The following is a 14,536-nucleotide window of genomic DNA, read 5'->3' on the forward strand; positions in this document are numbered from 1 at the left end:
CGACGCGGCCGGTCAGCGCAGGCCGGTCAATGAAGTGCCGCGGGTCCCGTCGATGGCCGAGGGCCCTGCAGCATGCACCGGAACCTCCGGGCACAGCTCAGGCGGAGTACCGGGCGCTCCTCACGGCGCTCCGCCTGTCAGCAGCCGGAGGTCATCGTATTTGCCGGCCATGACATCCTCGAATTTCACCGGGGTTCCCAGTGTGGCCGAGACGTAGAGGGCGCGGACTGTGGCCAGCGCGGCGGTGGCCTCACTGAGCCCCACGAGCGTCGGGGAACCTGTTCGGATGGCGTCGACAACGTTTTCGTACTGCTTTTGGTGTGCTGTCTGCAGGTCATCGGCGCCGCTCGCGTTGGCTGACGCGTCCCGTTCGCCCACTTCGTCCAAAGCCTGGTTCCCTCCGCCGGCAAGGCCGTAGGAGGGAACGGAGGCAACGTCCGGGTCGTTGGCGGCGCTATGGAAGTACACCAGGCGGTCGTTGTCGATGACTGCAGAGCCGCGGTTGCCGTGGACCTGCAGCCGGGCCGTCAGCCCGGGGTATGCGGCGGTGGTGCAGTGCAGCACCGCCAGGGCCCCGGATTCGAAGCGGATTGTGGCCACTGCGGTATCTTCGACTTCGATGTTCTCGTGGGCCAGCAGCGCTGTGTGGGCGTGAATCTCCATGGGCCTGCCAAGGAACCACAGGAGCAGGTCCACGGTGTGCACGCCCTGGTTCATCACGGCTCCGCCGCCGTCCATATCCCAGGTGCCCCGCCACTGCCCGGAATCGTAGTAGTCCTGTGAGCGCCACCAGGCAAGGGAGGCGACGACGGAGGTGACGCGGCCGAAGCGGCCGGCGTCGATCGCCGAGGCAACCGCGATGCTGGCCCGATCGAACCTGTGCTGGCTGATCACTGAAATGACCTGGCCCCGGGAACTGGCCTCTTCGGCGGCCTTGGACACCTTGCGGGCGCTAGGCAGATCGACGTCGAGGGGTTTCTCGATGATGACGTGTTTGCCGGCGTTCAGCGCTTCCACTGCCAGGTCGGAGTGGAGACCGCTGGGTGTGCAAATCACCACGACGTCGATGCGTTCGCCTACGAGGGCATCGCTCAGGGAAGTGTGGATGGCCGGGCGGGGGCGGTGAAGTTCGGCTGCGACGGTGTCGGCCAGGGCCGTTGCGGCGGGTTCCGCAACGTCGATTACAGCAACGAGGTCCAGGTCGTCGTTGGAGGCGACGACGCGGGCATGCTGCCGACCGATCACCCCGCAACCGACCAGGGCGGTGCGTAACCGGGCCGGGGGCTGGACCGGGAGTGAAGTCTCGGTGTTCGCGGCTTCGTTGTTCATCGGGTTGCCACTCCTGCCGCGTCGAGGATGCGGTTGAAGGCTCGTCCGGCGACGCCGAAGGCGGCCGGGCCGGAGAATCCGCCAAGGTGGTGCGTGTTGGCAAGGTGCGGTTCCAGGGAAGCAAACCCGGTGAATCCGTCATCGCGCAACGCATTGATGGTTTCCTGCATCTCTCCGTCGCCTTCACCGGCGGGCATGACCAGCTGGTTGTCCATGCGGGCGTCCTTAACCTGAAGGTATTCAAGGTAGGGACGGAGTCGTGCATACCCCTCCGTGAACGGCCTGACCCCGACCTGGACAAAGTTGGCCGCATCCCACGCCACCCGCAGGGCCGGCGAGTTAACGGTCTCGATGATGTCCAGGACGCGGTCCGGGGTGTCCCCGTAGATGTCCTTTTCGTTTTCATGCAGCAGGATCACGTCGGCGGCTTCGGCCGCGGCGGCCAGGGCGCGCATCCGCTCCATCACCGGCTCACGGATCGATTCGGCGGTCGCATCCTGAGCGCGGTAGAACGAGAAAATGCGGATGTATCGCGTGCCCAGCGTCTTCGCGGCATGGATGGCCCTGAGAAGCCGTGCGACTTCGGCCTCAACCGGTTCGCTGACATCCACCTTTCCGACGGGCGAGGCGATCGCGGAAACGCCCATGCTGTGCTCGGACAGGATGCCCTGCAGCCGCTGCAGGTCTTCCTCGGACAAGTCAACGATGTTGGTTCCCCAGGTGCTGCGGACTTCGATGTGGTTGGCGCCCAGCGCCTGAAGGACGGCGATCTGGATGACGGGGTCGGGGCTGATTTCGTCGCCGAAGCCGGACAGTGCCCAGGTGACCTTGTTTTCGTTCATTCTTGGTTTCCTTAGGGACTTGAGTCGCTATTTGACGCCGCCGGCGGTGAGCCCGCCGACGAGGAAGCGTTGGAAAATGAGGTAAAGGATGACCACCGGTGCGGCGCAGACCAGCGAGGCGGCCATCATCTGCCCGTAGAGAGGCAGTGCACCTCCTTCCGAGGAGGAACCGAAGACCTGAAGGACGACGGCGACGGTCTGCGTGTTCGGGCGGGTCAGTACCGAGGCGAAGAGAACGTCATTCCATCCTAGGAGGAACGAAAAGACGCCGGCAACGACCAGCCCTGGCCAGCTGAGCGGGAAAATGATCCGGAAAAGGACACCGACGGAGGAGGCTCCGTCGATCCGGGCCGCCTCCTCCAGTTCCTTCGGCAGTCCGCGCAGGTAAGTCACCATGACCCAGGTCGCAAATGGCAGGGCGAACGTCAGGTACGCAAGGAACAGTCCCCAGCTGGTGCCGATGACGGTGATGCCCAGGTAGTTTCCGGCGGAGGCGAAGACCACGAACACCGGCAGGAGCAGGAGGGTGCCGGGCAGGCTTTGCAATCCGATCAACCCGCGCAGGATGCCGAGACGTCCGCGGAATTCGAAACGCACCAGTACGTACGCGGTGATGATGCCCAGTAAGGAGGCTACGACCGCGACGGCGCCGGCGATCAGGATGCTGTTGGTCAGGCCCAGGCCCAGGGGCAGCGTTTTCCAGATCTTGGTGTAGTTCTCCAAGGTGAATTCGGTGGGGAAGAACGCGCCCCGTGCTACCTCCACGTCGGAATTCATCGAGGCGAACACGAGGTAGAGGAGCGGGATGGCGATCATCGTGCAGAGGCCCGCAATGCCGGTGACCAGCAGTGGTTTGGGCAGCAGCTTGTTGACGGCCGCCGACTGCCCTCCTGAGCGGGCCCTCTTTCGGCCGGCCTCCCGGACTTCGGTTCTGCCCGGCAGGGTCTCCTGCTCAGCGGCCGTAGTTGTGTCGGTCATTTTTTGGCTCCTGAATCCGCGCCGGTATCGAGTTTGACGGCCCGCAGGTAGAAGTACAACGGCAGGGCGATGAACAGCAGGGACAGCAGGCCCATCGCCGCGCCCACACCGAACCGGAGGCTGGTAAAGCTCATGCTGTAGACCAGGGTCGGCAGGAGCTGGATGTCGTACGGGGCCGGAACGCCGAAGAGGACGAAGGCCAGCGAGAAGTTTTCGATGTGATGGAGCGTGGCAATGAGGCAGGCCAGGGCCACCGGCCCGCGCAGGTAGGGAAAGATTACGTACCGCAGCTTCGTCCACCACAGGGCGCCGTCGATGGCCGCGGCCTCGTGGACCTCCTGGTCCACGGCCTGCAGACCCGACAGGGCCATGAGGTAGATGAACGGCCAGGCCGCCCAAACTTCGACCATGACCAGCACCCAATAGCTCGCCGGGCCGCTCAGCCATTGGCCGGCTGGGAGACCCACGCTCATCAAGAATTGGTTGACTATCCCGTCGGGCTGGAGCATGGTCCGCCAGAACGTGCCAACTACGAAAGACGGCAGCACATAGGGGATGAGAAAAACCGAACGGACAAGCGCCCGGCCACGGAACGCATTCTGAGTTGCAAGCGCTGCGAACACTCCGAGGGGCACGGTCAGCAAAGTCGCGATGATGGAGAACGAGACGCTGTTGCCGAAGGCGTGCATCATGTCCGTGGCAGTGAACGCTTCAACGAAGTTGGACAGGCCCACGAAGGGTGCGCTGACCCACTTGCGGATCGTGTACTGGTCCAGCTGCAGCATCGAGATGTAGACACCCAGCAGCAGGGGTATCACTATGATCAGGCCGATCAGCAGACCGCCGGGGGTAAGCAGCCACAACGGGCGGCTGCGTTCGCTAACGGTCCGCCGCCGGACAGTAGGCGTCCCCCCGTCAGGTGCCGGGGCCGGTGGGCGCCCTTGTCGGGCGTCTTTGTTCTTCGTCAGGATACTCACTTGCTGGCCGCTGCCCTGTCCAGTGAGGCTTGGGCGTCCTTCTGCGCCTGGGCCAGGGCAGCTTCGATCGCGGACTGGCTGACCCCGCCGTTGGCCAGGGCCGGGCGCGCTTGGGCAACAATGTTGGTCAGGGCCAGCTGGATGTCACCCCAAGCTCCGGTGAAGGGGGTCGACTTGGCCTGCTTCGCGGACTCGATCATGGGTGCCAGGGCCGCATCGGCGTCAGCGACCTTCTTTGCAGCCGCCGCATTGGCGGGCAGGTCGCCGAACGTCTTGTGGTAGTGCAGCTGTTCGTCCTCGCTGGTCACGAGCTTGATGTAGGCGGCTGCCAAGTCCTGGTTCTCGGAGTACTCCGCGATCACAAGATCGTCACCCGAGATGATCGAAGTGACAGCGTTCCCGCCGGAAGGAGCGGTGCTCTGGCCCGGCGGTACGGTGGGCATGGTGGTGAAGGCGTACTTGCCCTTAATAGCGGACGAGTCGAAGGTCGGTTTGGCATTTGCCGTCGTCATGAGCATCATCGCCGACTTGCCGGCGGCAAAATCTGCAGCAGCCTGGCTGTCATTCCAGCCCGCTGCGGCCGGGTTGACCACCTTGTCCTTTGTCAGCCAGCCGAAGTAGGTTTCGTAGGCCTTCAGCACTGCAGGGTCCTCGAGGCGTGCCTTGTCCCCGTCTACCAGGGGATTTCCGGCCTGGTTGGCCATGGTCCAGATGAACTTCCACGGCGAATAGTTATCCGCATAGCCGGTCGCGAACCCATAGGTCGATCCGCCAGTAAGCTTCTTCGCCTGCTCCAGCAAACCGTCCCAGGTCTCCGCCGGCTTGCCCAGGCCCGCCTTCTCGAAGAGTTCAGTGTTGTACGCCAGCACGAACGGCCGGCTCAGGAAAGGAACTCCCACTTCATTCTTCTCGTCGGGACCGGAGATACCCAGCGTCGCCGGCACGAAACGGTCCCGGCCGCCGACCTTGTCCCACTGCTGGTCATCGAACTTGACGAAGGCATCCGTTGAATATGCCGTCGGCACGAATGTCGTACCCACCGAATAAACGTCCGGGCCCTGCCCCGACACAACCGAGGTCTGGATCTTGGACAGTTCATCAGAAGCCGACGCGAACGTCTCAAACTCAACATCCGCGCCGGTGGACTTCTTGAACTCCTCAGCGATGTGCGCCTGCCAGACCTTGTACTTCTCACCGTGCTGGGCATTCGCTCCGACCAGCACGTTCAGTGTCTTACCGGCTCCGTCTACCTTGCCGTCAGTGGCGGCTTCGGGGCCGCCGCAGGCAACGAGGCCCAACGCACCGATTGAGATGGAGGCGGCGGCGCCGATAAGCCGCAACTTAGCTCTGTTCATGTCTTCTGGTATCTCCTCATTGAGTCATCGCCCGGATATACAGGGCACGGCCAAAAGGGCCGAAGTGTTACCTGGGACACTATGGCAAGCATGGCAACAGGCGCAATGCGTTGCCAAAAATTGCCAAAAATGCCATGATAAACACATCATCCGAACAGGGTTGCCAAGGGGATTACCATGGAAAACGTCACCGCCGCTGAACCAAACGAGGCTGTGCACAGGCGGGCACCGACCATCAAGGACGTCGCGGCCCTCAGCGGGGTTGCCACCTCGACGGTCTCACGGGCACTGTCCCAGCCCGGTCGGGTCAACTGGGCCACGAGGGAGCGGGTCGAAGCGGCCGCGGCAGAGCTGGGCTATGTGCCCACCTCCGTTGGCCGTGCGAGAAGCTCCGTGCGTACCGGGTTCGTCGCGCTGCTCGTTCCTGACATCAACAATGGGTTTTTCCTGGATCTCATCCGCGGCACCCAGCGCCAGCTGCGGGCCTCGGGTTTCACGCAGCTGCTGGTAGACACCGAAGAAGACAACGACCTTGAGGAGAACTACCTGGACCAGATGCGGGGCTCCGTAGACGGATTTATCCTGGCGGCCAGCCGGCTCGACGACGACAAGCTCGCGCAGGCCGCCGCAAGGGTCCCCATCGTCACGATCAACAGGACCAGCCCCGGCGTTCCGACCGTCCTGATCGATACCGCCCGCGGTGTCCAGCAAGCCGTTGAGCACCTGTTTTCCCTGGGCCACCGCGACATCGCGTACATGGCCGGGCCGGTTGCCTCCTGGTCGGACGGCCGCCGCTGGACCGCACTCCAGGAAACCGCCGACACCTTGGGCATCTCCATCCGCAGGCTAGGGCCGTATTATCCGAGCCAGCGCTCCGGAGCTGCCGCGGCCGATGCGGCCCTCAATAGCGGGGCCACGGCGTGCATCGCCTTCAACGATCTGGTCGCCATCGGCATGCTCGTCCGGCTCAAGGAACGCGGAGTGGACGTGCCCGGGGAGCTGAGCGTGATCGGCTGCGACGATGTCTTCGGCGCCGACTTCTGCAACCCGCCGCTGACCACCCTGACGGCGCCCATCGAGCAGGCGGGCCGCGTGGCAACCGACATGCTCCTCAGCCGCCTGCGTCCCTCAACCGTTTCCCCTCGGATGCAGGTCGAACTTCCTACCCACCTAACCATCCGCGCCTCCACCGGAGCCGCCCCGCACCGAAAGTAGATCCAGCCGCGGCGTTGGCCATCAACCCCGACCGCCTACTGCCCGCTACCATCGGGGGTATGGAATCCGTCGAGCAGGCGCAGCACCCTGGACGCACGCCGCGCATCACCGCCGCCATGGTGGCGGCCCGCGCCGGCGTCTCGACGGCGACGGTTTCGTTGGTGGCCAACGGCAAGACTGCGGGCCGCGTTTCTGAGGACAACGTCGCCAGGGTGCGGGACGCAATTTCCGAGCTCGGGTACGTGGTGGACGGGATCGGCAGCTCACTGGCCAAAGGTGTAAGCTCCATCGTTATCCTCGTGTCTCCGGACATCTCCAACCCGTTTTTCGCCAAGGTGATCGCCGGCGTCCGGGAGTCACTCGGGGCTGATTACCAGCTGCTGCTGTCCGTCACCCCCGCCGGCGAGTTCCCGCAGGCGGGCGACGTCCGGAAGCTGATGGCGCTCCGGCCGGCCGGGCTGCTGGTGGGTGCCCCCCAACGCCGAATTCCTGGACGATCTTTCAGCCGCCGGCCCCGTGGTCCTGCTCGATGCCCCGGGGCTGGAGGCCTACGCCCCGTCCGTGAATCTGGACGTTGCGCACGGCGCGCGCCAGCTGGCCGCGCATCTGGCGGACACCGGGCACCGCCGGGTGGCCTACGTGGACAGCGTCACCGGCACAGCCACGTTCGCCATCCGCCGCGGAGCCTTCCTGGACGAGGCAGCGGCCCACGGAATAAAGGTGGAGCCCGGCCACATCATCAGTACCACCATCGACGTCGGCGCGTCCGCCGCCGCGTTCGCCGCCGCCTGGCCGGAGTGGCAGCAGGCCGGGGTCACCGCCGTCGTCTGCTGCACGGACACCCACGCCTATGGCGTGCTGCAGGAAGCACGGGTGGCAGGCGTGCAGATTCCGGACGAACTGGCCATCGCCGGCTTCGACGATCTGCCGTACTCCGCCACCAGCAATCCCAGCCTGACCAGCGTTCACCTGCCGGCAACCTCACTGGGGCTGAAGGCAGGCGGGCAGCTGCGCCGGCTCATAGAAGGCCATCGGCTGGAGCAGCCGCAGCTGACGCTGGAGAGCTCCCTGGTGGTCCGCAACTCCACCTCGGCATAACACTGTGCCGGCATGACAACCCGCTGTCACACCCCCGCCGTAAGCTGGGGGCATGCCGAGTAACTGGGACAGCCTGGACATCAGCCTGCGTGAATCCGTGCAGGAGAACGTGGAGATCTACGAGCGCGTCCGCCCTGCCCTGAAGCTGGTCACCAAGGACGTTCTCCACATCCTCCGCGACATGCTGAAGGACACCGAGGTCACGCCGCTGTTTGTCACCGGGCGCACCAAATCGGTGGAATCGTTCCGGGAGAAGATTTCCCGGATTGAGGAACCGCTGGAACCCGGCGGTCCGCCAGTATTGAAGTTCCCGGACCCGTTCCGCACCCTCAACGACATGGTGGGCGTGCGCGTTATCACCAAGCTGCCCGCGGAGAATGCCTTGGTGGCCAACATCATCAAGCGCCAGCGCCAGGTGTTCGACTGCCGCGGCGACCGCGAGAAGGACATCGGCTCCATCGAGTCCGGCACGTACGGCTACTCCAGCCGCCACCTCATCCTGCGCACCATCCAGAACGAGGCCGTCAAGGATTACCAGCAGGCCTTCAATCCTGACGTTCCGGCCAACGGCAGCTACTTCTTTGAATGCCAGATCCGCACCGTCTTCGCCCACGCGTGGAGCGAGATCGAGCACGACATCCGTTTCAAGGCAGAGGACCCACGCGCCTGGACGCCGCATTTCGACCGGCAGTTCACCGCCACCGCCGCCATGCTGGAAACCGTGGAAAGCGCCTTCGCGGACCTCCACGAACGCTACGAGGAAGTCCGCAGCTACTGGGACCTGGACGGTGAAGGCGCCGCGCAGCTCACACCCAACCGGATCCGCGACGTCTGGCGGACGCTGCTGCCGCACGTGGACCGCAAAGTGGATGACGACTGGGGCTGGGCCGCCGAGCTCATGGCCGCCCACGGCCTCAACCAGACCGTCCAGCTGGCCGGCCTGCTCAGCGCCCAACGGATCACCGAGGTCCGCAAGGCGCTGGACCACCGCTACTCCCCCGGCCCGGACCGCCTGCTGGATGACCTCCTGCTCTGGCAGTACGGCACCAAACACATCGACCTCACCGCAGAGGCGCCCGACGCCGTCCCGCACCCGCGGCGCGACAGCCTCCTGCGGCGGCTCAAACAGATCGAGCGCTACCGCCAGACCAAGTCCGAGTAGACCGCTCACGAAACCGCAGGATTATTGGGCACCTCCGAGATTCAACTACCCTTGACTCAAGGTGGAGGCTGTTGTAGACGGACCTCCGTTGCTCCCGGCTCCAGCCCCGCGGCAAGATCCGGCACCTGTTTTTGCCCCTCTCTGACAAGGATTCCGCCATTTCCACGGACGCATTCTTCGCCACGCTCACCCGGATCCGCAATGTCATCCTGCCTGCGGGCGCACGGTCCTGGCTGAACACGCCGCGGGGGCTCCTCACCGGCTTCATCCTGGTGCACCTGGGGTTTCTGATCTTCGCGGCGCTGCTTTCCCTGCGCGGCGAGGCCTTCAGCGACACCTTCATTTACCGCGAGTGGGCCCGGGCGGGTTTTGACGAAACCAACCTCAGCGGCGGCCCCAGCCCGTGGGTTTACCCGATCCTCGCGCTGATCCCCATGGCACTTGCAGGGCTTGCCGGTCCCGGACCGTTTTTCTTCCTCTGGGTGCTGATGACCACCATCCTCAACGGCTGGGCCCTGGCCAAGCTCACGGAGCGTGGCCGCAACCAGGACGCGATCCCCGCGGGCTGGTGGTGGCTGATCTTCACGCTGCTGATGGGCTGGCTCGGCTTCGCGCGCGTGGACGGCCTCACCGCACCGATCGTCCTGGTGGCCCTGGCCTATGGTGTGGGCCGGCCGTTTATCGCGTCGGTCCTGCTCGCCGCGGCCACCTGGGTGAAGGTGTGGCCGGCCGCCGTCATGCTGGCCCTGTTCGCCGTGGTCAAGAACCGCCTGCTGGTGGTGCTGGCCGGAGTGGCCACGTCAGCAGTGGTGGTGGCACTCGCCGCCGCGGTTGGCAGTGTGTCCAAGCTGCTGAACTTCCTGACCCAGCAGGGCGACAGGGGCATGCAGCTCGAGGCAACATTCACCACCCCGTGGCTGTGGCTGTCCGTGCTGAACATCGGCGACTCCCGGATGTACATGAACACCGATATCAACTCCATGCAGGTGGACGGCCCCGGCACCGCGGTGATGTCCGTGCTCATGCAGCCGCTCCTCATCCTTGCCGCGCTGCTCGTAGCCGGACTGACGTTCTGGGCACTGCACAACGGCAAGCTCAACGGCAACGGCAAGGCCGACGGCGGCGTGGACCGCACCGAGCTGCTGCTGGCCGGGGCGCTCACCCTGGCCACCGCCTTTGTGGTGTTCAACAAGGTGGGCTCGCCCCAGTTCATGGTGTGGCTGGCCCCGGCCGTAGCGGTGGGCCTGGCGCACAGCTGGCGTGAGTGGCGGGTCCCCGCGGCCATGCTCATCGCGATCGCCGTGGCCACGTTCTTCATCTACCCGCTGTTCTACGATGCCCTCAGCCACAACAACCCCCTCATGGCCGGCGTGCTGACCATCCGCAACGTCCTCCTGGTGGTCCTGTTCCTGTGGTCGGTCCGGCGCCTGTACTCGCTGGGCAAAAAGACTCCCGCGTCCGTCCCCGCGCTCAAGGAGTCCTGAGATTTCCACGAAGTTCTTCGACCGGCTGGTCAGCGTCCGCAGCACCGTCCTGCCCGCCCGCGTGGTGGACTGGTTCGCCCGTCCGACCAGCGTCTGGTGGGGCTTCGCGGTCATCCACCTGTATTTCCTGGGCTGGATGGCGTCGTTCTTCCTCAACGGCGATACGTTCAGCGACACCGAGCAGTACCGCCAGTGGGCGATGGACGGCTACAACCCGGACAGCCTGGACGGCAAGATCAGCCCCTGGGTGTACCCGGTGCTGGCGCAGATCCCCATCTTCCTCGCGAACATTGCCGGACCCAGCCTCTACCTCCTGTGCTGGTTCCTGATCATCACAGCCCTGAACGCCGTCGGGCTTGCTTTCCTTACCCGCGGTGCGCGGAAGGCGAAGGGCATCGCCCCGGCCTGGTGGTGGCTGTTTTTCACCGTCTTTATGGGCTACCTCAGCTTCGCCCGGGTGGAGGGAATCACCGCCCCCATCGTGCTGATTGCCCTCCTGTACGCGGCCGAACGCCCCGTCGTGGCAGGGATCCTGCTGAGCGTGGCCACCTGGCTCAAAGTGTGGCCGGCAGCGGTCCTGGTGCCGATCGTCATTGCCAGCCGGAAACGGATCCAGGTGCTGGTGTCCGGCGTCGCAGTCACCGCCGTCGCGGGCCTGGGCACGTACCTGTCCGGCGGCCTGCCGCACATCATGGACTTCCTGACCAACCAGGGCGAGCGAGGCATGCAGCTTGAAGCCACGTTTTCCACGCCGTGGGTGTGGCTCAGCGTGTTCAACATCGCGGGTTCCAAGATGGCGGACAACACGGCCATCAACTCCACCGAGGTCTACGGCCCGGGTGCCGAGGTGGCCGCGTTCCTGATGCAGCCCCTGCTGATCGTCGCCGCCGTGGTGGCCGCAGTCCTGCTGGTCCGGGCGCTGAATCGCGGCGCTGAACGGGAGGAACTCTTCCTCGAGGGCGCACTGATGATGACCACTGCCTTCATTGTGTTCAACAAGGTGGGTTCGCCGCAGTTCATCATCTGGCTGGCCCCGGTGATCATCGCCGGCCTCACGCACGACTGGGAACGGTGGAAGGTCCCTGCGGCGCTGCTGATGGGCATTGCCGTGACCACGTTTGTGATCTATCCACTGTTCTACACGCCCCTCATCCACGCCCACCCGGTCATGGCCGCCATCCTGACCACGCGCAACGTGCTCCTGGTGGTGCTGCTGTGGTGGTCGGTGAAGCGGACCGCCGAGCTCGGCCGCAAATCACAGGCGGTCCCCGAGGCGCGGACGGCCTAAGCTGGCGGGCTGTTGGCCAGGCCTTGGACACATAGCCTTTGCTGTCAAGCCGTCTGCGCCCACTAACAATTCTTCGACGCGCGCGATTTAGACTGCACCCATGTCCGAAACTGAACGAACCATCACAGACCCGGTCTTCGAAGCTGCCTACGAGGCCGCACAAAAGAGCCTCCGAGAGGGCGGCATCCCGATCGGTGCTGCCTTGGCCCGCGGCGGAGAAGTGATTGCCAGCGGCCACAACGGGCGTGTCCAGCATGGCGATCCAATCGCCCACGGCGAGATGTCTGCGTTGCGGGCTGCCGGACGCCAGAAGAGCTACCGGGACACAACCCTCTACACCACCCTGGCGCCGTGTGCGATGTGTACCGGGACCATCATCCAATTCAAGATTCCGCGCGTGGTGGTGGGCGAGGCCGAGACGTTCCCCGGCGAATTCGAACTTCTCCGCTCACGCGGCGTCGAAGTGGTGGTGTTGAATGATGCCCGATGCGTCGAGATGATGCGCACCTTCCAGGACGAACACCCTGAACTATGGGCGGAGGACATCGCCGAGTAGTCCACGCACAAGGGAGTGCGGGTGAAATAGATCAGACGTTATGTATGGTCTGTACACCGCCGCGCTTCGGGCTTCGGTCCTCTGCCACGAGAAGTCCTAGAACCGGGTTCGCGTAGAGCAGTGGTCGGGGCAGAAGTCGATGGAGCTGGGAGAGGCCGCCTCAGCGGGCGGTGCGGCGCTGGTCCAGCAGCCAGCGCCAACCCCGACGGGCCCAGTCCAAGGGTTTACCCTCGATCAGCAGCTTCCGCGTGTGGATGTCCAGGACCAGCAGATAGAACGTGAACAGCAGCGCCGTCACGAACGCCAGCGACGACGCGTCAATGGCCAGCTCCACAAAGGACCAGACCGAGAGCTGATCCTGCGCGCCGAACACCACAAAAAACGTCACGCCCACGTAGAGGCACCGGATCTGCCAGTCGTTCCGGATGCCGGTCACCGCCACGAATGGCAGGAACCAGAGGATGTACCAGGGCTGGATGATGGGCGAAAGCATCACGACGGCGGTGAACGCCAGGGCCAGCCGGCGCACCGCCCGCGAGTAGTCACCGCGGAACATCGGCAGCACCAGCCCGATGGCCGCCCACTTCATGCCGGTCCGCAAGAGGTCCGCGATGGTGCCGCCGTGAGTGGGTTCAAAGATCCCTGAGCTCACTAATGCGCTCGGCCGGCGCATCCCCTCGGATCCAACGAATCCGCCGGACGGATCAAAGCCACCGGGAAAACGGTCACCGCAATTTTCACGTCAGTCCCCGCCTGGCTAGATCGCACCTGACTAAGCAGCCGGTCGTTCGGACTAACATTAAAATTGTTATTTTTAACGTTTAAGTTGACAGAGGAACGCACTTGACGTTAGATAGATCACATACTCTTTAGTTTCCCGTCGGCATCAGAAGCCTTCCGCAACGAAGCGGTTCGTGCCGCACCACCCAGGAGATTGCAATGGCCGCACGTTCCGTTTCCTCCACCCTTCCGTCAACGCCGCAACTGACGCCCTCCCGCACCTGGGCAAGCCGGCTCGGCATGCCCCACGCGCTGCGCTGGGGGTTTGTCGGTCTGCTTATCTTCATGATCGGCGACGGAGTTGAGTCAGGGTATCTCTCGACTTTCCTGCTGGACCGGGGGCTGGAACAGGGCCAGGTGGGGCTTCTGTTCACGGTGTACGGAGTCGCAGCGGGCGTTGCCGCCTGGGCTTCGGGCGCCCTGTCGGACCTCTGGGGCCCCCGCCGCGTCATGCTCCTGGGACTCGTCCTTTGGGTGACATTCCAGCTTGTCCTTCTTACGATCGCGCTCCCGTCCTTGGACTTCACCCTGCTGCTGGTCAGCTATGGGCTGCGAGGGCTGGGGTATCCGCTCTTTGCGTATGGCTTCCTGGTGTGGATCGCGGCCTGCACTCCATCAAACCGGCTGGGCTCAGCAGTGGGGTGGTTCTGGTTCGCATTCACCGGCGGCCTGCCAACCCTCGGTTCCTTGCTGGCCAGCGCCACCATTCCGGCGCTCGGGGCTTTCAACACACTCTGGATCGCTCTTGGGCTTGTCATTGCCGGTGGACTTGTCGTTCTCACTACGGTCCGGGAACGCACAGGCTTTTCACGACTCGCTCCTGAGGGTGAGGATCCAGTCGCGACCCTGGCCTCAAGCCTGACCATCCTGTGGCGCAATCCTAGAATCGGCATGGGCGCCGCTGTCCGGGCCATCAACACCGCCTCCCAGTTCGGTTTCCTGGTGTTCCTTCCTGTCTTCTTCACCAAGGTAATCGGGTTCGAACTCAGCGAATGGCTTCAGATCCTCAGCGTCGTGTTCCTCACCAATATCTTCTTCAATCTGATCTTCGGAATCGTCGGGGACAAGTTTGGCTGGCGGCAGACGATCGCACTTTTCGGCGGCGTCGGATGCGCTGTAACGACCTTGGCGTTCTACTACGTGCCGCTCGCTGCCGGTCCGAACCTGATCGTGGCAATGGCTGTTGGTGCCGCCTACGGCGCCACCCTGGCCGGTTTCGTCCCACTGTCAGCCTTGATGCCGTCACTGGCACCGGAACACAAAGGAGCAGCCATGTCCGCCCTGAACTTTGGCGCCGGCCTGTCGGTTTTCCTTGGCCCGCTGATCGCAACGCTGTTCCTGTCCTTGATCGGAGTCGGCGGCGTTATGTGGATTTTCGCTGGGCTCTACCTGCTCAGCGCCGTCCTAACCTGGCAGCTGAAGCTCCCCGCCACCTCCCGCCACGCTGTACCTAGCAACACTCAGTAATTTCC

General features: G+C 64.3%; 11 protein-coding genes and 2 pseudogenes. 7 read left to right on the top strand and 6 right to left on the bottom strand.

The features are described 5' to 3' along the window. Nucleotides 1–120: 120 nt before the first annotated feature. From MUN23_RS07810 to MUN23_RS07830, 5 genes are all read right to left on the bottom strand, one after another. Entirely contained in the window at nucleotides 121–1,329 is a 1,209-nt protein-coding gene (locus MUN23_RS07810; RefSeq protein ID WP_248763289.1) for a Gfo/Idh/MocA family protein, read from the bottom strand. After that, nucleotides 1,326–2,171, bottom strand: coding sequence for a sugar phosphate isomerase/epimerase (locus tag MUN23_RS07815; RefSeq protein ID WP_248763290.1), 846 nt, complete (start codon nucleotides 2,169–2,171; stop codon nucleotides 1,326–1,328). The genes MUN23_RS07810 and MUN23_RS07815 overlap by 4 nt, the downstream gene beginning before the upstream one ends. Nucleotides 2,172–2,198: 27 nt before the next feature. After that, complete coding sequence (locus tag MUN23_RS07820) at nucleotides 2,199–2,987, bottom strand: carbohydrate ABC transporter permease (protein WP_248764028.1); 789 nt, start codon at nucleotides 2,985–2,987, stop codon at nucleotides 2,199–2,201. Between the two features lie 158 nt (nucleotides 2,988–3,145). Further along, nucleotides 3,146–4,126 (bottom strand): carbohydrate ABC transporter permease, encoded by a 981-nt coding sequence (locus tag MUN23_RS07825; RefSeq protein ID WP_371875998.1) that lies wholly within the window; start codon nucleotides 4,124–4,126, stop codon nucleotides 3,146–3,148. Further along, nucleotides 4,123–5,481 carry an ABC transporter substrate-binding protein gene (locus tag MUN23_RS07830; RefSeq protein ID WP_248763291.1) on the bottom strand — a complete coding sequence of 453 codons (1,359 nt, stop codon included), beginning with the start codon at nucleotides 5,479–5,481 and terminating at the stop codon, nucleotides 4,123–4,125. The genes MUN23_RS07825 and MUN23_RS07830 overlap by 4 nt, the downstream gene beginning before the upstream one ends. Before the next feature lie 177 nt (nucleotides 5,482–5,658). Between MUN23_RS07830 and MUN23_RS07835 the strand changes: the two genes are divergently transcribed. The 6 genes and pseudogenes from MUN23_RS07835 (at nucleotide 5,659) to MUN23_RS07860 (ending at nucleotide 12,284) form a co-directional block, all read left to right on the top strand. Beyond that, nucleotides 5,659–6,696 carry a LacI family DNA-binding transcriptional regulator gene (locus MUN23_RS07835; protein ID WP_248763292.1) on the top strand — a complete coding sequence of 346 codons (1,038 nt, stop codon included), beginning with the start codon at nucleotides 5,659–5,661 and terminating at the stop codon, nucleotides 6,694–6,696. A gap of 59 nt (nucleotides 6,697–6,755) precedes the next feature. Then, nucleotides 6,756–7,794: pseudogene (locus MUN23_RS07840) on the top strand (LacI family DNA-binding transcriptional regulator). A 52-nt stretch (nucleotides 7,795–7,846) separates the two neighbouring features. Beyond that, complete coding sequence (locus tag MUN23_RS07845) at nucleotides 7,847–8,956, top strand: GTP pyrophosphokinase family protein (RefSeq protein ID WP_248763293.1); 1,110 nt, start codon at nucleotides 7,847–7,849, stop codon at nucleotides 8,954–8,956. A gap of 158 nt (nucleotides 8,957–9,114) precedes the next feature. Beyond that, nucleotides 9,115–10,440, top strand: a complete 1,326-nt coding sequence (locus tag MUN23_RS07850; RefSeq protein WP_371876035.1) for a glycosyltransferase family 87 protein — start codon at nucleotides 9,115–9,117, stop codon at nucleotides 10,438–10,440. Nucleotides 10,441–10,501: 61 nt separating this feature from the next. Beyond that, entirely contained in the window at nucleotides 10,502–11,728 is a 1,227-nt protein-coding gene (locus tag MUN23_RS07855; protein ID WP_248763295.1) for a glycosyltransferase 87 family protein, read from the top strand. Nucleotides 11,729–11,828: 100 nt separating this feature from the next. Then, entirely contained in the window at nucleotides 11,829–12,284 is a 456-nt protein-coding gene (locus tag MUN23_RS07860) for a nucleoside deaminase (protein WP_248763296.1), read from the top strand. Nucleotides 12,285–12,444: 160 nt separating this feature from the next. Here MUN23_RS07860 and MUN23_RS07865 read toward each other — a convergent pair. Further along, nucleotides 12,445–13,011 (bottom strand): annotated as a pseudogene (locus tag MUN23_RS07865) (hypothetical protein); the annotation flags it as partial. 212 nt (nucleotides 13,012–13,223) lie between these two features. On the opposite strand from MUN23_RS07865, the gene MUN23_RS07870 reads away from it, so the two are divergent. After that, entirely contained in the window at nucleotides 13,224–14,531 is a 1,308-nt protein-coding gene (locus MUN23_RS07870; protein ID WP_248763297.1) for an MFS transporter, read from the top strand. The last annotated feature ends 5 nt before the right edge of the window (nucleotides 14,532–14,536 follow it).

The organism is Pseudarthrobacter sp. SSS035 (assembly GCF_023273875.1).
In the GTDB taxonomy this organism is placed as follows: Bacteria; Actinomycetota; Actinomycetes; order Actinomycetales; family Micrococcaceae; genus Arthrobacter.

What these genes read in the sequence shown, in the direction of transcription:
- MUN23_RS07810 (WP_248763289.1), bottom strand. Translation starts at nt 1,329, where the DNA reads ATGAACAACGAAGCCGCGAACACCGAGACTTCACTCCCGGTCCAGCCC.
- MUN23_RS07815 (WP_248763290.1), bottom strand. Translation starts at nt 2,171, where the DNA reads ATGAACGAAAACAAGGTCACCTGGGCACTGTCCGGCTTCGGCGACGAA.
- MUN23_RS07820 (WP_248764028.1), bottom strand. Translation starts at nt 2,987, where the DNA reads ATGATCGCCATCCCGCTCCTCTACCTCGTGTTCGCCTCGATGAATTCC.
- MUN23_RS07830 (WP_248763291.1), bottom strand. Translation starts at nt 5,481, where the DNA reads ATGAACAGAGCTAAGTTGCGGCTTATCGGCGCCGCCGCCTCCATCTCA.
- MUN23_RS07835 (WP_248763292.1), top strand. Translation starts at nt 5,659, where the DNA reads ATGGAAAACGTCACCGCCGCTGAACCAAACGAGGCTGTGCACAGGCGG.
- MUN23_RS07845 (WP_248763293.1), top strand. Translation starts at nt 7,847, where the DNA reads ATGCCGAGTAACTGGGACAGCCTGGACATCAGCCTGCGTGAATCCGTG.
- MUN23_RS07860 (WP_248763296.1), top strand. Translation starts at nt 11,829, where the DNA reads ATGTCCGAAACTGAACGAACCATCACAGACCCGGTCTTCGAAGCTGCC.
- MUN23_RS07870 (WP_248763297.1), top strand. Translation starts at nt 13,224, where the DNA reads ATGGCCGCACGTTCCGTTTCCTCCACCCTTCCGTCAACGCCGCAACTG.